Here is an 18,867-nt window from a genome sequence, read left to right on the forward strand (position 1 = left end):
GGTTCACTTGTGCTGGACGGTCGCGGAGACGGGAACGACCGTGATCTCGGCGGGGCGTTCGCTGCGCAGCAGCAGCGGTCGCAGCGCCTCGTGGACCATGTCGTCGGTGACCAGGACCGGTTCGGAGGCGTGCACTTCGAGGTCGATGCGTGTCTCGCCGTCCGCGCCCCGGCTGACCCGGGGAATCGCGCGGGCGACACCGGGGATGGTCTGCGCGGCCTGCCGGACGGTGAAGAGGGAGACCTTCTCGCCGCGGACCACCACGAAGTCGGAGAGCCGGCCCTCGTAGTACAGGTAGCCGTCGTCGTCGCTCCGGAACAGGTCGCCGGTGGCGATCAGACCCGGCTCCAGGAGCGGTTGGCGCGCGGCGGGGCCGACCTTGCGCAGCAGTGCCGTGTCGGTGGCCACCAGGAGTTCCCCGACGCCGTCCGGCCCGGGTTCGCGGATCGTGGCGCCGACCCCGGCGAGCGGCAGGCCCACCGAGGCGTGGCGGTGCGCGGGTTCGGCGTGGGCGGCCAGCGTGGCCACCCGGGGCCCGGCCTCGGTGAGGCCGTAGGTGACGTACAGCTCGCCCGTGGGGTTGAGCGAGAGAAGACCGGCGACGTGCACCGGGTCCATCCGGTCGCCGCCGACCGCGAGCGACCGCAGCGGGGACGGCAGCCGCTCCCCCGTCTCCACCAACTGGCGTGCGATGGTGGGGGTGATGGAGGACGAGGTCACACCGTGCCGGACGACGGCCGAACGGTAGCCGGCCGGGTTGAACGGCGGTCCGGAGATGACGAGCCCGGCCCCGGTCACCAGGGCGGTCAGGGCCTGGGCGACGATCGCGTACGAGTAGTAGAGCGGCAGCGTGATCAGCAGCCGGTCGTCGGCCCGCGTGCCCACCGCCGCGGCGTGCCGGCGCGCGTTGCGCAGGAGCGAGTCGACCCGGTGCAGACAGGCGCTGAACATGCCCGAGGTGCCCGAGGTGAGCATCAGCGCGTGGCCCGGCGCGTACGCTCCCTGCGGCCCGCCGGCCGGCAGGAGCACGGCCTGCTGCTCGCCGACCTGGTGCACCCGGTCGGCGCCGTAGCGGGACGGGTCGACGCGTGCGGCGACGAGTGCCCCGGCGCGCAGATGTCCGGCCAGCGCGTTGACGCGGGCGGACGGGGTCGAGGGGGCGACGGAGATCGGGACGCAGCCGCCGAGGAGGACGGCGAAGTACTGCTTGAGCAGGTGGGTGCCGTTGGCGAGGGCGATGACCACGGGGGTCCCCTCGCGCAGACCGAGGCGCGCGAAGTCGGCCGCGACGGCGTCGAAGTCGGGGCCGTCGGGCACGTCGCCGGGCCGGCCGAGGTCGAGGGTACGGGCGAGCAGCGAGACGACGTCGTCCCGGCTGATGCCCAGGTCCACGGCGGAAGGTCGGGTGAGCATGGGAGAGGACACCTCGTTCAGCTGGCCGCGGCGACGGTCGTGGGGACCGGTGCCGCGAGGCGGGCGAGCGCGGACTCCGTGTGCGGCTCGGGAGCGCGGACGGACTGCAGTACGGCGCACCGGACGGCGTGGGTGTCACCGTCCTGCCGGTGGGTGCCGAGCAGGACGAAGCGGGCGCTGCCCCGGCCGAACCAGCCGGCGGCCACGTCCAGGGCCGCGCGCAGGGCCGCGGCCGGCGGCATGGAGAGGGTGAGCGTCGGCCCGCGGAACCCCTGCCGGATGCAGGCGAGTCCGGCGAGCGAGCCCGGGTTGGCGCCGGCGAACTTCAACGGCGACAGCCTTCCCCGGGGCGTGGCCCGGGCGATGAGGCGCATGGTGTCGAGCGTGCACACCTCGCTGATCGCGATCATGCCGACCAAGTCGCCGATCTCGGACAGGTCGCCGATCTCCGTCAGGCCGGTGCGGCAGTCCCGTGCGGCGGCCTCGGCGGCCTCGGCCATCAGCCAGGCCAAGGGGTCGGCGAACAAGGACGAGCCGTTGCGGGAGTGGCGCTCCGGCGCGTCGGTGACGATCTCCGCGTACCCGACAGGGGCCAGGGCGGCCGGCGTACGGGAATCAGTCATCGTCGCCTCCTGGCACGGAGAAGAGCAGCGCGGTGTTGAAGCCGCCGAAGCCCAGCGTCAGGCTGAGTCCCGAGCCCGGAGGTACCGGACTCGGCGCGCCGACCGGCAGGGGCAGGGGGAAGTCCTCCATCGGGGTCTCCAGGCCCTGGACGGCGGGTACCTCGCGGTCGGTGAGGGCTTTGATCAGGGTGATGGCCTCTATCGTCCCGCAGGCGCCGAGGCTGTGGCCCAGCGCGCCCTTGGTGCCGTAGACGACGGGGCCGCGCGGGCCGGCGCCGAACAGCGCCCGCAGGCTGGTGGCCTCCACGGCGTCGTTGACGGGGGTGCCGGTGCCGTGCGCGCTCACCACGGCGATGTCGTCGGTGCTCAGGCCGCTGCCGGTCAGGGCCCGTTCCACGGCCAGGCAGACGCTGCGGCCGCTGGGGTCGGGGGCGGTCATGCCGGCGGCGTCGTTCGCGGAGCCCGCGCCGCGCAGTACGGCGTGCACCCGTGCGGACCGGCGTCGGGCGTGCGCCGCGGACTCCAGGACGAGGACGCCTGCACCCTCGCCGAGGACCATGCCGTTGTGCCTGGTGTCGAACGCGCGCAGGGCCTCGGCGCTCATCGTGCCGAGCAGGGAGTGGCCCAGCCGCTTGGCGGCGGTGACGACGTCGACACCGACACAGACGCAGACCTCGCGGTGCCCCGAGCGGATCAGCTCGGCGCCCGTCAGGACGGCGTCGGACCCGGCGGAACAGGCGGTCGTGACACACAGCGGCGTGCCGGGGAAGCCGATGTGGTCGGCCGTGCGGCGGGCCCAGTCGTAGAGGGAGGGGACGTCGGGATCGTCGAGGTTTCCCGCGTAACTCGTCCCGAGGATCAACTCGGTGTCCGGGCCGCCCGGTGGAATTCCGGCGTCGGCCAGCGCCGCCCGCGCGGCACGTACGGCGAGTTCCTGCTGTCGGAGGTGCGGGTCAGCGGATAGCGGAACGGTCGGCACCATGGCTGCCAGCGGACTTCGGACGGGAATTTCGGAAGGTGTGTCGGCAATTCCCGACTTTCCTTCGAGCAGCTGTTTCCATACGTCGTCCACGGAATTCCCGAGAGGTGTCTCCCAGCCGATTCCGGTGACGTACGGCTCCAGCGTGGCGGTGTCGGCCACATCGCTCCATTCGTGTCTCACGCGCCGTTCGGCGCTGTCCGAGGCATCGGTCAAGCGGTGGCTGCTGCTGCCTTCAGGCTGTCTACCAGCGAGGTCAGGGACGCGACGCTGGCGAAGTGCTCCGGGGTGAAGTCGTCGTCGGAGATGGCGACGTCGAAGGCCTCCTCAAGCTGGACGCGCAGTTCGACGAAGCCGAGGGAGTCCACCCCCAGTACGTCCCGCAGGCTGTCCTGCTCGCCTATCTGCTCGACCGGGACCTCTACGTAGATGTCCGAGACGAGTATCTTCTTGATGGTGTCGGATGCAGACAAGGGTGTTTCCTTTCAGCGTTCTCCGAAGTTGTTCAAAGCCTACGAGCCGGTTATTTCCTGAGGGTTTCCGAAAAGCTCGGAGGTGATTACTTCGAGGAAGTCCGGCGCTGCGAAAGCGCGGCACCGGCCAGGATCACCACGGCCCCCACGGGCTGGTGCCAGTTCAGCGTCTCGCCCAGCACGACGACGCCGGCGACGGTGGAGACGATGGGGACGAGGTACGTCACCATGGACGCCACGGTGGCGCCCGCGTCCCGCACCAGCCCGTACTGGATCAGGAACGCGACCCCCGTGCCCACGGCGCCGAGGGTGAGCAGGGACAGCGACTGGGCGAGCGGGAACGCGTGCGGGAACGACGTCAGGAACGGAGTGACCAGGGCCAGTTCGACGGCGCCCGCGGTCAGCTGGGCGGCGGACAGCGACACGCTGGAGTGCCCGGAGTCGGTGAGGAAGCGGCGGACGTACACCCAGCCGGCGCCCATGCTCAGCGCGGCCGCCAGGGCCAGGCCCGCGCCCAGCGGGTCGCCGACGTCGGCGCCGTTCCAGATGCCGAAGACCACGAGGACACCGAGGAAGCCGATGGCCATGCCGGCCAGCCGGTTCCGGTTGGGCCGCTCGCTCGGCAGCGCGGTCATCGCCACGAGCAGGGTGAACAGCGGTGTCGTGGCGTTGCAGATCCCGGCGAGCGCGGAGGTGATGCGCTGCTCGGAGTAGGCGAAGAGGGTGAACGGCAGGGCGTTCAGCAGGAAGCCGGCGGCGGCGAGATGCAGCCACAGCGTCGGCCGGCGGGGCAGGGTGTCCCGTTTGACCACCAGCACGGCCAGCAGCGCGACGGCCCCGAACGCGACCCGTCCCAGGGCGACCTGGAGCGGCGCGAACACCTCTCCGCTGATCTTGACGAAGAGGAAACTGAGGCCCCAGACCAGGGCCAGGAGCAGGAAGCGGATGCGCCAGTCGAGGCCGGGGCGGTGACCGGCGGAAGGTGAACCCGGGGACGGGTCGGCGCCCCCGGTCTCGGTTGCGCTCTCGGCCGTGTCGTAGGCCGCGCGTTCGGTCGCGGAGGAGGCTGATTCCATGACCACCACTCTGGAATCAAGGGAAGCCCACGACAAGCGAGGTTTTGTGAGCTCAGTTTGTAGCATGCATTCACCATGCTGAACCTGGATCGACTCCGCAGCCTGCAGGCCGTGGCCGCCCACGGCTCGGTCAGCGGGGCGGCCGCGGTGCTGCATCTGACGCCCTCGGCCGTCTCCCAGCACCTGCGCAAGCTCGAACAGGAAACCGGCCACCAACTGGTCACCCGCACCGGCCGCGGGGTGGAACTCACGGCCACCGCACTGCTGTTGGCGAAGCGTGCCCGGCACATCCTGGCCCTGGTCGACGAGACCGAGGCCGAACTCCAGTCGTACAACGACCATCCCGTGGGCCGGCTGACGCTGGGCGCCTTCCCCACCGCGGCGCGCGGTGTGGTGCCGCGGGCCCTGCGGCTCCTCGCCGAGCGGGCGTCCCAACTGGAGGTGCGGGTACGGGAGGTGGACCACGACTCCCCGCTGCCACAGGTGGAGCGCGGCGAGCTGGACGTCGGCATCGTCCAGGACTGGGAGCACATGCCGATCTCCTGGCCCGGGAAGCTGAGCAGGCGCCTGCTCATGGTGGACACGGCGAGGGTGGCGCTGCCCGCGGACCACGCCCTGACCGACCGTCCCGCCGTACGCATCAGCGAACTCCTCGACGCGTCCTGGATCAGTCGGCCCCAGCGCTCGACCTGCCACGAATGGCTCATGCACACCATGCGGGAGCAGGGCGCCGAACCCCGTATCACCCACGTGGTGGCCGAACATCCCACCCAGATCGCCCTGGTCTCCGCCGGCGTGGGCCTCGCGATGGTCCCCAGCCTGGGCCTGGGCCACCTCCCGACGGACGTGGTGGCCCTGCCGGTCGAACCCGCGCTCACCCGCAGGATCTACGCGGTGTGGCGGCGGGAGGCGGCGGTGCGACCGGCGGTACGGGTCGTGGTCGAGGCGTTGACGGAGATCGGGAGGGAACTGACGGCTTGACACCCGTCCACCGTGGCCGGTGGTCTCCTCCTCGAACCACCCGGAGGGCCGGCTCGACCAGGGTGGCGAGCCGGGGCGCTTCACCTTCGGCGCCGACGGTGCGAGCGGCGTCGTGGGCTTCGGACCGGCGCGGGACCGCCCATCGGGCCGCCCCGCGCCGTTTCCGTGCTGGTCAGCCCGTGCGCAGGACCGCCTTCAGGGCCTCCCTCAGGGCCGTCTCCGGGTCGGGGACCGCGGCGTCCGCGCGCCAGGCGACGAAGCCGTCCGGGCGGACGAGTACGGCGCCGTCGGCGGTGACGCCGTGCAGTGCGGCCCAGTCGGTGCCCTCGGTGTCGTACATCAGGTCGGCGTCGGCGCCCGGGCCGATGCGGTAGGCGTCCAGGCGGACGCCGTCCGTGGCGGCGACGCGCCGGGCGGCGTCGTACCAGCCCGCGTCGTCGGGGGCGTCGGTGAGCAGCACCATGGAGCGCTCGTAGAGGTCGAGGGTGGACAGCCGCCGGGCGGCCTGGCGCAGCCACAGGTGGGGGGCGCGGGTGCCGGGGCGGCCGGTGAGGGCGACGTTGTCGGGGATGATCGGCGCCGAGGGGTCGGTGCCGAGGGCGGCGCCCTGCGGGTAGTGGTAGCCGAGGACGACGTTGAGGATGCCGCCGCGCTTGGCGCCGCCGACGCCGGGGGCCGGGGCGAAGCCGGGGTGGCTGTGCTCGACGGAGCGGGCGGAGGCGCGGGCGCTGGTGGCGACGGCGACCGGGCGGCGCTCCGAGCCGTAGGTGTCGAGGAGGGCGGGGGAGGCCCAGCCGTCGAGGACGGCGGCGAGCTTCCAGGCGAGGTTGTGGGCGTCCTGGATGCCGGTGTTGGAGCCGAAGGCGCCGGTGGGGGACATCTCGTGGGCGGAGTCGCCGGCGAGGAAGACCCGGCCGGACGAGTAGGAGTCGGCGACCCGTTCGGCGGCACGCCAGGACGCCATCCCGGTGATTCTCACGTCCAGGCCGGGCACGCCGACGGCGGCGGCGATGTGCCGCTGGAGCCGCTCCTCGGTGAACTCCTCCAGGGTTTCGCCGAGTTCGGGGTGCCAGGGGGCGTGGAAGACCCAGCGCTCCTTGTTGTCGACGGGGAGCAGGGCGCCGTCGGCGTCCGGATGGGTGAGGTAGCAGCAGATGAAGCGGCGGTCGCCGACGACGTCGGCCAGCCGGGTGGAGTCGAAGGTGACGCTGACGTTGGCGAACAGGTCGCCGGGGCCGCTCTGGCCGATGCCGAGGGCGCGGCGGACGGGGCTGCGGGGGCCGTCCGCGGCGACGAGGTAGTCCGCCCGGACGGTGTAGCGCTCGTCGGTGGAGCGGTCGCGGACGACCGCGGTCACCCCGTCGGCGTCCTGTTCGAAGGACTCCATCTCGTGGTGGTAGCGCAGGTCGCCGCCGAGTTCGCGGGCGCTGTCCACCAGCACCGGTTCGAGGTCGTTCTGGCTGCACAGGCACCAGGCGGTGGGGCTGAACTTCTTCAGGCCGCCGCCGGGGTCGATCTCCCGGAACAGCCACTCCCCGGCGTCGCCGACGAGGGTCGGGGTCTGCAGGATGCCGTGGTTGTCGGCGAGCAGTGAGGCCGCCGCCTTGATGTCCGGCTCGATGCCGGCCACCCGGAACAGCTCCATCGTCCGGACGTTGTTGCCCCGCCCGCGGGGGTGGTGGGAGGTCCCGGCGTGCCGCTCGACGAGCAGATGGCGTACGCCGAGGCGGCCCAGGAACAGGGATGTGGACAGGCCCACCAGAGAGCCGCCCACGATGAGGACGGGGACCCGGTGGTCGGCTGTGTGATGCATCGAGGCCTCCAGAGCAGGGGTGCGTACGAGCGCCTGTCCCTTTCATGCCCGCTATCCACATGATTGGGGCCATTTGCGCCCTGGATCACCCACGTGGTTCCTACGAGTCGCGGGCTCACGGACAGCGGCACAGGATCAAGAAGCGCTGACGTCGCGTCACGGCGGTGACCGGCGCACCCGAGAACCCCCGCCAAGGAGATGTCCGCACCATGACCACCACCTCTGAACGTCTGTCAGAAGCGCCGGCACGGGACGTGTCGCGTGTCTCCCAGTCCGTGTTCGACGGCTCGCGGCTCCGGGTCGTTCTGCTGGTCGACGTCTACGAAGGCGCGCAGCAGCAGTTCCTGGAGGCGTACGAGCAGCTCTGCAACCAGGTTGCGTCCGTGCCCGGCCATGTCAGCGACCAACTCTGCCAGTCCATCGAGAATCCATCCCAATGGCTCATCACCAGCGAGTGGGAGAGTGCCCCGCCGTTCCTCACCTGGGTGAACAGCGAGGAGCACGTGCGGATGGTGGAGCCGCTGCACTCCTGCGTGCGCAACACCCGCTCGCTGCGCTTCCACATCGTCCGCGAGACGGGACGGGCGTACGCGGGCGACGCGCCCGCCCGGGGCCGGCTGCAGAGCGAGGTGCGCATCGGTGACGGGGTGATCCGGCACGCGCTGACCTTCACCGTGAAGCCCGGCACCGAGGACAAGGTCGCCAGGCTGCTCGCCGACTACGCCCCGCCGGAGCCGCGGGTGGACGACTCCACGCGGCTGCTGCGCACCTCGCTGTTCATGCACGGCAACCGGGTGGTGCGCGCCATCGAGGTGCGCGGCGACCTGATGGCCGCCCTGCGCCACGTGGCGCGCTCGCCCGAGGTGCGGGCCGTGGAGGAGGCCATCAACCCCTATCTGGAGCAGGACCGGGACCTGGACGACCAGGAGTCGGCGCGGCTGTTCTTCACTCGGGCGGCGCTGCCCGCCGTCCACCACGTGATGGCGGACGACCGGCCCGAGGGCACCCGCCGGGCCCTGTACTACCCGGCCCGGCCGGGGTGCGGGATGAAGCTCGCGGAGCTGCTGGCCAAGGCGGACTCGGCGGACGCGGACGACCCGGCGAGCCGCGTGCTGCGCAGCACGCTCTTCGAGCGCGAGGACGTCGTGGTGCGGCTGGTGGACCTCGCCGACGAGGGCGCGGACGTGGACCCGCTGCCCGGGGACGCCGCCCTGGCCGCCGGGCTGCGCGAGCTGCTGGCCGGTGAGGCCGCCCCGATGGAGCTGGTCACCGACCGCCGTTCGCCCACCGTCTGACCCCCCGGCCACCCCACGAGCCCCCAGAAGCCCGATCACACCACCGGAGGACTGTCGTGATCCAACCCCGTCCGAGAATCGTGGACCTCAGCGAGGTCGAGCCCAACACGCGGCGCGGCGGTGATCTGCGCGCCATGCTCACCCCGGCCACGGTCGGCTCCACCAGCGGCTTCATGGGCGTGGCCATCGTGCAGCCCGGCGACCGCATCGGTGAGCACTACCACCCCTACTCCGAGGAGTTCGTCTACGTCGTCTGCGGCCAGCTGGAGGTCGACCTGGACGGCGAGCCGCACGTGCTGCGCCCGGAGCAGGGGCTGATGATCCCCATCGGCATGCGGCACCGGTTCCGCAACGTCGGCAAGGTGGAGGCGCGGATCGTCTTCCACCTGGGTCCGCTGGCGCCGCGCCCGCAGCTCGGGCACGTCGACACCGAGGAGACGCCGGCGGCCGAACCGGCGGGTGCGGGTGCCGACGGGGGAGGGGTCCGGTCATGAACCGGCGCGTGGCGGTCACCGGCATAGGCATCGTCGCCCCGGGCGGCATCGGTGTACCCGCGTTCTGGGATCTGCTCGCCACCGGCCGGACCGCGACGCGGGGCATCACCTTCTTCGACCCCTCCCAGCTGCGCTCGCGGATCGCGGCCGAGTGCGACTTCGATCCGGCGGCGCACGGTCTGGACGCCGAGCAGGTGGAGCGGTCGGACCGGTACATCCAGTTCGCCCTGGTCGCGGGCGAGGAGGCGGTCCGCGACTCGGGGCTGGACCTCCGGCGGGAGGACCCGTGGCGGGTCGCGGTGTCGGTGGGCACCGCGGTCGGCGGCACCACCCGCCTGGAGAACGACTACGTGCTGGTCAGCCATGGCGGCGAGCGCTGGGACGTGGACCCCGAGCGGGCCCGGCCGCAGCTGCACCGGGCCTTCACCCCGGCAACGGCGGCCTCCGCGGTGGCGGAACGTTTCGGCGCCCAGGGTCCGGTGCAGACCGTCTCCACCGGCTGCACCTCGGGTCTGGACGCCGTCGGCTACGCCTTCCACACCGTCCAGGAGGGCCGGGCCGACATCTGCATAGCCGGTGCGTCGGACTCGCCCATATCCCCGATCACCATGGCGTGCTTCGACGCGATCAAGGCCACCTCGCCGAACAACGACGACCCCGCGCACGCCTCCAGGCCCTTCGACAACAACCGTGACGGCTTCGTCATGGGCGAGGGCGGCGCGGTGCTCGTCCTGGAGGAGCTGGAGCACGCCCGGGCCCGCGGCGCGCACGTCTACTGCGAGCTCGGCGGCTACGCCACCTTCGGCAACGCCTACCACATGACCGGTCTGACCAAGGAGGGCCTGGAGATGGCGCGGGCCATCTCCACCGCCCTCGACCAGGCCCGGCTCGACCCCACTGCGATCGACTACGTCAACGCGCACGGCTCCGGCACCCGGCAGAACGACCGCCACGAGACGGCGGCGGTCAAGCGGGCGCTCGGGCAGCACGCCTACGACACCCCGATGAGCTCCATCAAGTCCATGGTGGGCCACTCGCTCGGGGCGATCGGCGCCATCGAACTGGTCGCCTGCGTGCTGGCGCTGGCCAAGCAGGCCGTGCCGCCGACCGCGAACTACGAGACCCCCGACCCCGAGTGCGACCTCGACTACGTGCCGCGTACCGCCCGCGAACGGAAGCTGACCAGCGTGCTCTCCGTGGGCAGCGGGTTCGGCGGCTTCCAGTCCGCGGTGATCCTGACCCGGCCGAGGGAGTGAGGACACGATGAGCGAACCCCAGGACCGGCGCGCGGCCGTCACCGGCATCGGCGTGGTCGCGCCCAACGGCATCAGCACCGACACCTTCTGGAAGGCCACCCACGAGGGCCTGAGCGTCCTGGACCGGGTGACCCGCGAGGGCTGCGAACACCTGCCGCTGAAGGTGGCCGGCGAGGTCCGCGCCTTCGAGGCGGCGGACACCATCGAGGAGCGTTTCCTCGTCCAGACCGACCGGTTCACCCACTACGCCATGGCGGCGGCCGACTTCGCGCTCGGCGACGCCCGGCTCGGCCCGGCCGACACCGCCGAGTCGCCGTACTCGATCGGTGTGGTGACCGCCGCCGGATCCGGCGGCGGCGAGTTCGGCCAGCGCGAACTGCAGCGGCTGTGGGGCAAGGGCAGCCGGTTCGTGGGGCCGTACCAGTCCATCGCCTGGTTCTACGCCGCGAGCACCGGCCAGGTCTCCATCCGCCGCGGCTTCAAGGGCCCCTGTTCGGTCGTCGCCTCCGACGAGGCCGGCGGTCTGGACGCCCTCGCGCACGCGGCCCGGGCGGTGCGGCGGGGCACCGACGCGATCGTGGCCGGGTCCACCGAGGCGCCGCTCGCGCCGTACTCGGTGGTCTGCCAGCTCGGCTACGAGGAGCTGAGCCGGGAGAGCGACCCGGCCCGCGCCTACCGGCCGTTCACCGACGCGGCGTGCGGGTTCGTGCCCGCCGAGGGCGGCGCGATGCTCGTGGTGGAGGCCGCCGCCGCGGCCCGGGAGCGCGGCGCCGACATCCGGGCCTTCGTGGCCGGGCACGGGGCCACCTTCACCGGCGCCGCCCGCTGGGCGGAGTCCCGCGCGGGCCTCGCCCAGGCCATCCGGCAGGCGCTGGCCGAGGCGGAGTGCGCGCCCGAGGAGGTCGACGTGGTCTTCGCCGACGCCCTCGGGGTGCCGGCGGCGGACCGGGCGGAGGCGCTGGCGATCGCCGACGCCCTCGGCGCGCACGGCACGCGGGTGCCGGTCACCGCGCCGAAGACCGGTACCGGCCGGGGCTACTGCGCGGCCCCGGTGCTGGACACCGCCGCGGCCGTGCTCGCGATGGAGCACGGACTGATCCCGCCGACCCCGAACGTGCACGACGTCTGCCACGACCTCGACCTCGTCACCGGCCGCGCCCGCGCCGCCGAGTCCCGCACGGCGCTGGTCCTCAGCCGCGGCCTCATGGGGTCGAACTCGGCGCTGGTGCTGCGGCACCCCGCCGCCCGGTGAACAACGCGGTCCACCGGGCGGCCGGCCACGGCAACGGCGCAGAGAGCACAGCAAAGGAGAAGAACGACATGTCCAAGATCACCGTCGAAGAACTCGCAGCGCTCATGAAGAAGGCGGCCGGCGTCACCGTCAGCCCCGAGCAGCTCCACGACAAGCCGGACACCGGCTTCGACGCCCTCGGCGTCGACTCGCTGGGCCTGCTCGGCATCGTCGGTGAGCTGGAGAACGAGCACGGCACGCCGATGCCGGTGGACGCCGAGCGCTGCAAGACCCCCCAGCAGTTCCTCAACCTCGTCAACAACACGCTGATGGCAGGAGCCTGACATGGCAGGACACACCCAGAACGAGATCACCATCGCGGCCCCGCTCGACCTGGTCTGGGACATGACCAACGATCTGGAGCGCTGGCCCCAGCTCTTCAGCGAGTACGCCGCGGTCGAGGTGCTCAAGCGGGAGGGCGAGAAGACCACCTTCCGGCTCACCATGCACCCGGACGAGAACGGCACCGTCTGGAGCTGGGTCTCCGAGCGCGAGCCCGACCGCGCCACCCGCACCGTCAGGGCCCGCCGGGTGGAGACCGGTCCGTTCGCCCACATGGACATCCACTGGGCCTACGAGGAGGTCCCGGCCGGCACCCGCATGGTGTGGACGCAGGACTTCGCGATGAAGCCCGAGGCGCCGGTCGACGACGAGTGGATGACCGACAACATCAACAAGAACTCCAAGGTCCAGATGGCCCTGATCCGCGACAAGATCGAGAAGGCCGCCGCCGGGCACCGGCCCGCCCCGGCGCTCGCCGACTGAGCCACGAGGAGGACCGAAGGCAACGAGGAGAGGACGAACACCGTGCACCAGGCCCTGATCGTCGCCCGGATGGCCCCGGGTTCAGCCCCCGACATCGCCAAGATCTTCGAGGAGTCCGACCGCGGGGAACTGCCCCGCCTCGTGGGCGTCACCCGGCGCAGCCTCTTCCAGTTCGGCGATGTGTACATGCACCTCATCGAGTCCGAGCGCGAACCGGGCCCGGCCATCGCCAAGGTCACCGAACACCCCGAGTTCAGGGACGTCAGCGAGCGGCTGACGGCGTACGTCAGCGCGTACGACCCGGAGACCTGGCGGTCTCCCAAGGACGCGATGGCGCACCGCTTCTACGTCTGGGAGCGCCCCTGAGCGCGACTGTCCACCGGACGGCCGTCGGCCGCCGGGCCCGCGGCGAAGCGGGCCCGGCGGCCGACGGCCCGGGTGTGTCCGTCACCCCTGCACGTGGCACTCGAAGGCGTGCAGGTACGGGTTGACGGGCCGGATGGTGTCCACGGTGAGAGAGGCCGCGGTGAGCCGGCGCACCATGCTGTCGGTGGTGTGCTTGGCCCCGCCGACGTTGAGGAGCAGCAGCAGGTCCATCGCGGTGCTGAACCGCATCGACGGGGTGTCGTCGACCAGGTTCTCGATGACCACGACCCGGGTCCCGGGCCCGCCCGCCTGGACGACGTTGTGCAGCAGCCGGGCCGTGCTCTCGTCGTCCCACTCCAGGATGTTCTTGATGATGTAGACGTCCGCGCGGACCGGGATCGCCTCCCGGACGTCGCCCGGCACGATCTGGGCGCGGTCGGCGAGGTCGCCGCCCTCGCGCAGCCTCGGCAGCGCGTTCTCCACCACCCGGGGCAGGTCCAGCAGACTGCCGTGCATCCGCGGGTACTTGTCCAGCAGGCAGGCCACCACGTGTCCCTGGCCGCCGCCGAGATCGGCGACGGAATCGGCGCCGGACAGGTCGAGCAGGGCCGCGACCTCGCGCGCCGACTGCTCGCTGGAGCGGGTCATGGCCCGGTTGAAGACGTCCGCGGACTCGGGGGCGTCCTCGTTGAGGTAGGTGAAGAACTCCTTGCCGTACAGGCCCTCCACCACGTTGCGGCCGGTGCGCACCGCCTCGTCCAGCTTGGGCCACGCGGCCCAGGTCCACGGCTCGGTGCACCACAGCGCGATGGCGCGCAGGCTGTTCGGGTCGTCCTCGCGCAGCAGCCGGGACATCTCGGTGTGCGCGAAGGTGCCGTCGGGCCGCTCGGTGAAGACGCCGTAGCAGGTCAGGGCGCGCAGCATGCGGCGCAGCGGCTTGGGTTCGGTGCGCACCGCGGCCGCGAGGGCCTCGGCGGACATCGGGGTGTCCCCGAGCGCGTCGGGCACGCCCAGCCGGGCGGCGGCGCGGACCGCGGCGGACAGGGCCGCCCCGAACACGAGCTCGCGCAGCCGCATCGGCGGGGGCGGGGCGGTGGGGGCCTGAGGGGTGGTCTGGTTCGGCGGTGCCGTCTCGGCGGTGGTCATCTGCCGGCTTCCTTCGTTCTTCGGTCTGCGTCGGTCCAGCAGGGGCAGTGGTCGGGCGGTCAGCACAGGCCCGAGGGCTTGGAGGCGCGGCAGGCGTTGTGCTGGAAGGTGTTGCCCTTGCCCTTGGTCTCGGTGTTGACGAGGTCGGCGGGCCCGTTGCCGTCCAGCGAGTTGTCGCTGATGCGGTTGTCGTCGTTGGTGACGCCGACGAAGCTCTTGAAGAGCACGATGCCGCCGGACAGCGGGGACCTGCCCGTGTTGCCGACGACCCGGTTGCCGTCCACCACGGTCTTCTCGGTGCCGGTCAGCACGATGCCGGAGCCCTGGATCGCAGGCAGCCGGTCGGTCTTCGGGCAGGACTTGTTGTTCCTGCTCACGTCGTTGTACGCGACCTCCAGGGCACCGGCCTTGGGTCTGTTCTCGTCACCGACGACGAACACACCGGCGCAGTTGCCGGTGATGTAGTTCTCGGCGACGGCGAGGTTGCGCAGGCGGCGCACGGTGACGCCGATCCGGTTGTTCTCCAGCCGGTTGCGCTCGACCACCGTCCGCCGGGTGTCGAGGGCGCCGGCCTCCTCGGTGATGGTGTTGGCGAGGAAGACGCCCGCGTCGCCGTTGCCCTGGGCGTAGTTGCCGAAGATGTGGCCGCGCACGGAGCGCTCCTGGGCGATGCCCCACACCGCGTTCTTCACGGCCTGGACGCCGCGCACGGTCATGCCGTCGGTCGCCATGCCGAACACCCCGGCGCGGGCGAAGCCGGTCACCCGCAGATCGGCGACGGTGACGCCCTCGACGTTCTTCTTCTTGGTGCCGATCACGCAGATGCCGTTGCCGCCCTCGGCGCAGCTCTTGGTCGCCTTGGTGTTCGCCTGCGGCGCCTTGCCCGCGACCGTCCTCACGGCCGGCTCGATCACCGTGCGGCCGCCCAGGCCGCGCAGGGTGACCCGGGGCGTGTTGATCGTGACGCTCTCCTTGTAGGTACCGGGGAGCACCAGCACGGTGTCACCGGGCTGCGCGCGGTTCACCGCCTGCTGGATCGATTCGCCCTGGCGGACCACCAGGGTCTGGTGGGCGGCCGCCGCGGGGGCGGCGCCGAGTCCCGCGCCGATCAGTGCTGCGACGGCGCTCGCGGCATAAGCGATGTGACATCTCTTCATACCAGGTACGTTATGACCCAATAATCCTTATTTGTACGGATAGGCCATCCGGCGGCGTGTCAGCGGAAGGGGCCGCATACTGGCGACGTGAGCCGGGTCAAGCCCTTGCGCCGTGGACTCGGGGCGGTCGCGCGGTACGTCCGCGGCGCCCCGGGCACCTACGTCTGGCTGGCCGTCCTGTTCGTCACGACCGTCGCGGTGCACCGCATGTCGCCGGGGTTCGAGCAGCACTTTCTGCGCCGCAGGTCGACCAACATCCACGAGCTGTCGCGCACCCCGCTGCGGGTGCTGGTCACCAGCGCGATGTGGATCGACGGCGGGCGGTGGCTGCCGTACGCCGTGCTGTACACGGTCTTCCACGCACCGGCCGAGCGGTGGCTCGGCACCGCCCGCTGGCTCGCGGTGTGCGCCTGTGCGCACGTGCTGGCGTCCCTGGTCAGCGAGGGCCTGCTGCTGAAGGCGATCAAGGACGGCATCGCGCCGCACTCGGCGGTCAACACCCTGGACATCGGCGTCAGTTACGCGCTGGCCGGCGTCGTCGCCGTCCTCACCTACCGGATCGCCCCGCCCTGGCGCTACGGCTATCTCGCCGTCGTCCTCGCCGTCTTCACCCTTCCGCTGGCCGGGTCGCCGACCTTCACCGACGTCGGGCACTTCCTGGCGATGCTGATCGGCCTGGCCTGCTACCCGCTCACCACGAGCCGCGCGAAAGCACGGAATCCGAAGGAGACACCGACCACTCCCACGGGTTAGGTTCCCGGCCATGAGCAGCTCGGTGAGCAGTGTCGTGAACGGTGGCATCTCCTTCTGGTACGCGGACGACGGCCTCCCGGCGGTACGGGAACCGCTGTCCGGGGACGCCACGGCCGACGTGGTGATCGTCGGCGGCGGATACACCGGTCTGTGGACCGCCTACTACCTGAAGAAGGCCGCGCCCTTCCTGCGGATCACCGTCCTGGAGCAGAAGTTCTGCGGTTACGGCGCCTCGGGCCGCAACGGCGGCTGGCTGTACAACGGCGTCGCGGGCCGCGACCGGTACGCCAGGCTGCACGGGCGGGAGGCCGCGGTACGGCTCCAGAAGGCGATGAACGACACCGTGGACGAGGTGATCGCGGTCGCCGAGGCGGAGGGCATCGACGCGGACCTGCACAAGGGCGGCGTCCTGGAGGTGGCCACCACCCCCGCCCAGCTGGCCCGGCTGAAGGCGTTCCACGAGCACGAGCTGTCGTACGGCGAGAAGGACCGCGAGCTGTACGGCGCCCGGGAGACGGCCGAGCGGATCCGGATCGCGGACGCCGTCGGCTCCACCTGGACCCCGCACGGCGCCCGGCTGCACCCGGTGAAGCTGGTGAAGGGTCTGGCGGCGGCGGTGGCCGCGCTCGGGGTGACGATCCACGAGTCGACCCCGGTGACGGAGATCCGCCCCAAGCACGCCGTCACCCCCTACGGCACCGTCCGCGCGCCCTACGTCCTGCGCTGCACCGAGGGCTTCACCGCCTCCCTCAAGGGCCAGAAGCGGACGTGGCTGCCGATGAACTCCTCGATGATCGCCACCGAGCCGCTGAGCGAGGAGCAGTGGGCGGCGATCGGCTGGGACGGCCGGGAGACGCTGGGCGACATGGCGCACGCCTACATGTACGCGCAGCGCACCGCCGACGGCCGGATCGCGCTCGGCGGGCGCGGGGTGCCGTACCGCTTCGGCTCCCGCACGGACAACGACGGCCGCACCCAGCGGGCGACCGTCGAGGCGCTGCGGGACGTCCTGGTGCGCTTCTTCCCGTCCCTGGCCGGTGTCGCGGTCACCCACGCCTGGTCCGGCGTCCTCGGCGTGCCCCGCGACTGGTGCGCCACGGTCACCCTGGACCGCTCCACCGGCCTCGGCTGGGCGGGCGGCTACGTCGGCTCCGGCGTCGCCACCACCAACCTCGCCGCCCGCACCCTGCGCGACCTGGTCCAGCAGGACTCCGGGCAGGGCGGCCGCACCGAACTGACCGACCTGCCCTGGGTCGGCCACAAGGTCCGCAAGTGGGAACCCGAACCCTTCCGCTGGCTCGGCGTCCAGGGCATGTACGCCACCTACCACACGGCCGACCACCGCGAGCGCCTCCACCCCGCCGGCGAATCCTCCCGCCTGGCCAGGGCCGCGGACTGGGTGGCGGGGCGCCACTGAGAGGGCGGGACGGCCCGCGGCCGGCCGTGGAGTCAGGCGACCGGTTCGGACACCGGGGTCTTCGGCCGGCGGCCGTGCTTGGGGGCCCGGGCGGTGACCAGCAGACCGGCGACCAGGCCGGCCAGGAGCATGATGGCGGCGGCCCAGCCGATGGCGACGGTGTAGCCGTGGACGACGCCGGCCGCGACCGTGGCCGGCCGGTGCGGGCGGGCGGCGATGTAGGCGGCGGCGCTGGTGGTGGCGAGGGTGTTGAGCAGGGCCGTACCGATCGAGCCGCCCACCTGCTGCGCGGTGTTGACGGTCGCGGAGGTGACCCCCGAGTCGCGCGGCGCGACCCCCGCCGTGGCCGTGGCGAACACCGGCATGAACGTCAGCCCCATGCCCAGCCCCAGCAGCAGCAGGGACGGCAGGATCTCCCCGGCGTAGGAGGAACGGACGGTCAGCCGGGTCAGCAGCAGCAGGCCGCTCGCCGCCAGCAGCATGCCCGGCACCATCAGCAGCCGCGGCGGCACGTGGTGCAGCAGCCGCGCGGAGATCTGGGTGGACCCGGTGACGATCGCCGCGGTCATCGGCAGGAAGGCCAGCCCCGTGCGCACCGGCGAGTAGCGCAGGATGACCTGGAGGTAGTAGGTCATGAACAGGAACAGCCCGAACATGCCGATCACCGCGAGCATCATCGTCAGGAAGCAGCCCGCCCGGTCCCGGTCCCGCAGGATGTGCAGCGGCAGCAGCGGGCTCGGCGCCCGGGCCTGCCACCACACGAACGCCGCGAGCAGCAGCGCTCCCGCCCCGAGCAGCCCGAGCACCAGCGGGTCCGTCCAGCCGCGCGGCTCCGCCTCGCTGAAGCCGTAGACGATCGCGACCAGGCCGCCGCAGCCGAGCACCGCACCGGGCACGTCGAGGCGGACGTCGTCGTGCCCCGGCCGGTCGTGCAGCAGGGCGAACGCGCCGAAGACCGCGAGCGCGGCGATGGGCACGTTGACGTACAGGCACCAGCGCCAGGTGAGGTACTCGGTGAGCACCCCGCCGACGATCAGCCCGATCGCCGAGCCGCTGCCGGCCAGCGCGCCGTAGACGCCGAACGCCTTGCCGCGCTCGCGCGGGTCGGTGAACGTCGTGGTCAGCAGGGACAGCGCGGAGGGCGCGAGCACCGCCGCGAAGACGCCTTGCAGCGCGCGGGCGCCGAAGAGCATCCCCGAGCCGGTGGCCGCGCCGCCGAACGCGGAGGCGACGGCGAAGCCCACGAGCCCGATCACGAAGGTGCGTTTTCGGCCCATGAGATCGGCGACCCGGCCGCCGAGCAGCAGCAGACCGCCGAAGGCCAGCGTGTAGGCGGTGATCACCCACTGCCGGTTGCCGTCGGACATGTGCAGGGCACGCTGGGCGGAGGGGAGCGCGATGTTCACGATCGTGGCGTCCAGGACCACCATCAGCTGGGCGAGGGCGATGACGACCAGCCCCCACCAGCGGTGCGGATCCGTACCCTCCGCGGCGGCCCGGGACTCACCCGTTCGGCCGAGACTCATCTGGCCAGAAGACCATGAATCGGTACGTACCGCATCCGGGTGC

19 protein-coding genes are annotated in these 18,867 nt (G+C 72.1%); 10 read left to right on the forward strand and 9 right to left on the reverse strand.

From position 1 onward, the window contains the following. Positions 1-3: 3 nt before the first annotated feature. The 5 genes from HZZ00_RS01325 to HZZ00_RS01345 all read right to left on the reverse strand — a co-directional run bounded on the left by HZZ00_RS01325 (position 4) and on the right by HZZ00_RS01345 (position 4,564). Positions 4-1,413 carry a class I adenylate-forming enzyme family protein gene (locus tag HZZ00_RS01325; RefSeq protein WP_180330490.1) on the reverse strand — a complete coding sequence of 470 codons (1,410 nt, stop codon included), beginning with the start codon at positions 1,411-1,413 and terminating at the stop codon, positions 4-6. Between the two features lie 17 nt (positions 1,414-1,430). Beyond that, the gene (locus tag HZZ00_RS01330; RefSeq protein WP_180330491.1) at positions 1,431-2,036 is read right to left on the reverse strand and encodes a hypothetical protein; all 606 of its coding nucleotides are present in this window, start codon (positions 2,034-2,036) and stop codon (positions 1,431-1,433) included. Next, positions 2,029-3,198 carry a beta-ketoacyl synthase N-terminal-like domain-containing protein gene (locus tag HZZ00_RS01335; RefSeq protein ID WP_306856147.1) on the reverse strand — a complete coding sequence of 390 codons (1,170 nt, stop codon included), beginning with the start codon at positions 3,196-3,198 and terminating at the stop codon, positions 2,029-2,031. Before HZZ00_RS01335 ends, HZZ00_RS01330 begins: the two co-directional genes overlap by 8 nt. Positions 3,199-3,227: 29 nt before the next feature. Further along, positions 3,228-3,488: an acyl carrier protein gene (locus HZZ00_RS01340; protein WP_180330492.1), complete on the reverse strand. Its 261-nt coding sequence runs from the start codon at positions 3,486-3,488 to the stop codon at positions 3,228-3,230. Positions 3,489-3,574: 86 nt separating this feature from the next. Next, complete coding sequence (locus HZZ00_RS01345) at positions 3,575-4,564, reverse strand: DMT family transporter (RefSeq protein ID WP_180330493.1); 990 nt, start codon at positions 4,562-4,564, stop codon at positions 3,575-3,577. A gap of 75 nt (positions 4,565-4,639) precedes the next feature. Here HZZ00_RS01345 and HZZ00_RS01350 point away from each other — a divergent pair, with 75 nt between their 5' ends. Continuing rightward, positions 4,640-5,545, forward strand: coding sequence for a LysR family transcriptional regulator (locus HZZ00_RS01350; protein ID WP_180330494.1), 906 nt, complete (start codon positions 4,640-4,642; stop codon positions 5,543-5,545). 172 nt (positions 5,546-5,717) lie between these two features. Here the strand turns inward: HZZ00_RS01350 and HZZ00_RS01355 are convergent, their stop codons facing one another. Beyond that, on the reverse strand, positions 5,718-7,358 hold the full coding sequence (locus tag HZZ00_RS01355; protein ID WP_180330495.1) for an FAD-dependent monooxygenase: 1,641 nt from the start codon (positions 7,356-7,358) through the stop codon (positions 5,718-5,720). Between the two features lie 209 nt (positions 7,359-7,567). Here HZZ00_RS01355 and HZZ00_RS01360 point away from each other — a divergent pair, with 209 nt between their 5' ends. The 7 genes from HZZ00_RS01360 (at position 7,568) to HZZ00_RS01390 (ending at position 12,825) form a co-directional block, all read left to right on the forward strand. After that, on the forward strand, positions 7,568-8,653 hold the full coding sequence (locus HZZ00_RS01360) for a SchA/CurD-like domain-containing protein (protein ID WP_180330496.1): 1,086 nt from the start codon (positions 7,568-7,570) through the stop codon (positions 8,651-8,653). Positions 8,654-8,709: 56 nt separating this feature from the next. After that, the gene (locus tag HZZ00_RS01365) at positions 8,710-9,147 is read left to right on the forward strand and encodes a cupin domain-containing protein (protein WP_070024074.1); all 438 of its coding nucleotides are present in this window, start codon (positions 8,710-8,712) and stop codon (positions 9,145-9,147) included. Continuing rightward, positions 9,144-10,403 carry a beta-ketoacyl synthase gene (locus HZZ00_RS01370; protein ID WP_180330497.1) on the forward strand — a complete coding sequence of 420 codons (1,260 nt, stop codon included), beginning with the start codon at positions 9,144-9,146 and terminating at the stop codon, positions 10,401-10,403. The genes HZZ00_RS01365 and HZZ00_RS01370 overlap by 4 nt, the downstream gene beginning before the upstream one ends. Positions 10,404-10,410: 7 nt before the next feature. Next, positions 10,411-11,655, forward strand: a complete 1,245-nt coding sequence (locus HZZ00_RS01375) for a ketosynthase chain-length factor (protein WP_180330498.1) — start codon at positions 10,411-10,413, stop codon at positions 11,653-11,655. Positions 11,656-11,723: 68 nt separating this feature from the next. Then, the gene (locus HZZ00_RS01380) at positions 11,724-11,978 is read left to right on the forward strand and encodes an acyl carrier protein (protein WP_070024068.1); all 255 of its coding nucleotides are present in this window, start codon (positions 11,724-11,726) and stop codon (positions 11,976-11,978) included. Between the two features lies 1 nt (position 11,979). After that, complete coding sequence (locus HZZ00_RS01385; protein ID WP_180330499.1) at positions 11,980-12,459, forward strand: SRPBCC family protein; 480 nt, start codon at positions 11,980-11,982, stop codon at positions 12,457-12,459. Positions 12,460-12,501: 42 nt separating this feature from the next. After that, positions 12,502-12,825: a TcmI family type II polyketide cyclase gene (locus tag HZZ00_RS01390; protein ID WP_070024064.1), complete on the forward strand. Its 324-nt coding sequence runs from the start codon at positions 12,502-12,504 to the stop codon at positions 12,823-12,825. A gap of 81 nt (positions 12,826-12,906) precedes the next feature. Here HZZ00_RS01390 and HZZ00_RS01395 read toward each other — a convergent pair whose 3' ends face one another. Then, positions 12,907-13,902 carry a methyltransferase gene (locus tag HZZ00_RS01395; RefSeq protein ID WP_180333341.1) on the reverse strand — a complete coding sequence of 332 codons (996 nt, stop codon included), beginning with the start codon at positions 13,900-13,902 and terminating at the stop codon, positions 12,907-12,909. 128 nt (positions 13,903-14,030) lie between these two features. After that, a complete protein-coding gene (locus tag HZZ00_RS01400; protein ID WP_180330500.1) occupies positions 14,031-15,128 on the reverse strand; it encodes a nitrous oxide reductase family maturation protein NosD in 1,098 nt (365 codons plus the stop codon). Between the two features lie 87 nt (positions 15,129-15,215). On the opposite strand from HZZ00_RS01400, the gene HZZ00_RS01405 reads away from it, so the two are divergent. Together HZZ00_RS01405 and HZZ00_RS01410 are read left to right on the forward strand one after the other, a co-directional pair. Then, positions 15,216-15,881, forward strand: a complete 666-nt coding sequence (locus HZZ00_RS01405) for a rhomboid-like protein (protein WP_180330501.1) — start codon at positions 15,216-15,218, stop codon at positions 15,879-15,881. A 10-nt stretch (positions 15,882-15,891) separates the two neighbouring features. Beyond that, positions 15,892-17,298, forward strand: coding sequence for an FAD-binding oxidoreductase (locus HZZ00_RS01410; RefSeq protein WP_180330502.1), 1,407 nt, complete (start codon positions 15,892-15,894; stop codon positions 17,296-17,298). 32 nt (positions 17,299-17,330) lie between these two features. On the opposite strand, the gene HZZ00_RS01415 is transcribed toward HZZ00_RS01410, so the two are convergent. Continuing rightward, positions 17,331-18,824, reverse strand: a complete 1,494-nt coding sequence (locus HZZ00_RS01415) for an MFS transporter (protein ID WP_180330503.1) — start codon at positions 18,822-18,824, stop codon at positions 17,331-17,333. Positions 18,825-18,867 lie beyond the last annotated feature (43 nt).

The organism is Streptomyces sp. NEAU-sy36, assembly GCF_013423905.1.
GTDB lineage: Bacteria > Actinomycetota > Actinomycetes > Streptomycetales > Streptomycetaceae > Streptomyces > Streptomyces misionensis.

Excerpts from the sequence above, each read along its gene's own strand:
- HZZ00_RS01325 (WP_180330490.1), bottom strand. The coding sequence starts at position 1,413 with ATGCTCACCCGACCTTCCGCCGTGGACCTGGGCATCAGCCGGGACGAC.
- HZZ00_RS01330 (WP_180330491.1), bottom strand. The coding sequence starts at position 2,036 with ATGACTGATTCCCGTACGCCGGCCGCCCTGGCCCCTGTCGGGTACGCG.
- HZZ00_RS01345 (WP_180330493.1), bottom strand. The coding sequence starts at position 4,564 with ATGGAATCAGCCTCCTCCGCGACCGAACGCGCGGCCTACGACACGGCC.
- HZZ00_RS01350 (WP_180330494.1), top strand. The coding sequence starts at position 4,640 with ATGCTGAACCTGGATCGACTCCGCAGCCTGCAGGCCGTGGCCGCCCAC.
- HZZ00_RS01355 (WP_180330495.1), bottom strand. The coding sequence starts at position 7,358 with ATGCATCACACAGCCGACCACCGGGTCCCCGTCCTCATCGTGGGCGGC.
- HZZ00_RS01360 (WP_180330496.1), top strand. The coding sequence starts at position 7,568 with ATGACCACCACCTCTGAACGTCTGTCAGAAGCGCCGGCACGGGACGTG.
- HZZ00_RS01370 (WP_180330497.1), top strand. The coding sequence starts at position 9,144 with ATGAACCGGCGCGTGGCGGTCACCGGCATAGGCATCGTCGCCCCGGGC.
- HZZ00_RS01375 (WP_180330498.1), top strand. The coding sequence starts at position 10,411 with ATGAGCGAACCCCAGGACCGGCGCGCGGCCGTCACCGGCATCGGCGTG.
- HZZ00_RS01380 (WP_070024068.1), top strand. The coding sequence starts at position 11,724 with ATGTCCAAGATCACCGTCGAAGAACTCGCAGCGCTCATGAAGAAGGCG.
- HZZ00_RS01385 (WP_180330499.1), top strand. The coding sequence starts at position 11,980 with ATGGCAGGACACACCCAGAACGAGATCACCATCGCGGCCCCGCTCGAC.
- HZZ00_RS01395 (WP_180333341.1), bottom strand. The coding sequence starts at position 13,902 with ATGCGGCTGCGCGAGCTCGTGTTCGGGGCGGCCCTGTCCGCCGCGGTC.
- HZZ00_RS01400 (WP_180330500.1), bottom strand. The coding sequence starts at position 15,128 with ATGAAGAGATGTCACATCGCTTATGCCGCGAGCGCCGTCGCAGCACTG.
- HZZ00_RS01410 (WP_180330502.1), top strand. The coding sequence starts at position 15,892 with ATGAGCAGCTCGGTGAGCAGTGTCGTGAACGGTGGCATCTCCTTCTGG.
- HZZ00_RS01415 (WP_180330503.1), bottom strand. The coding sequence starts at position 18,824 with ATGAGTCTCGGCCGAACGGGTGAGTCCCGGGCCGCCGCGGAGGGTACG.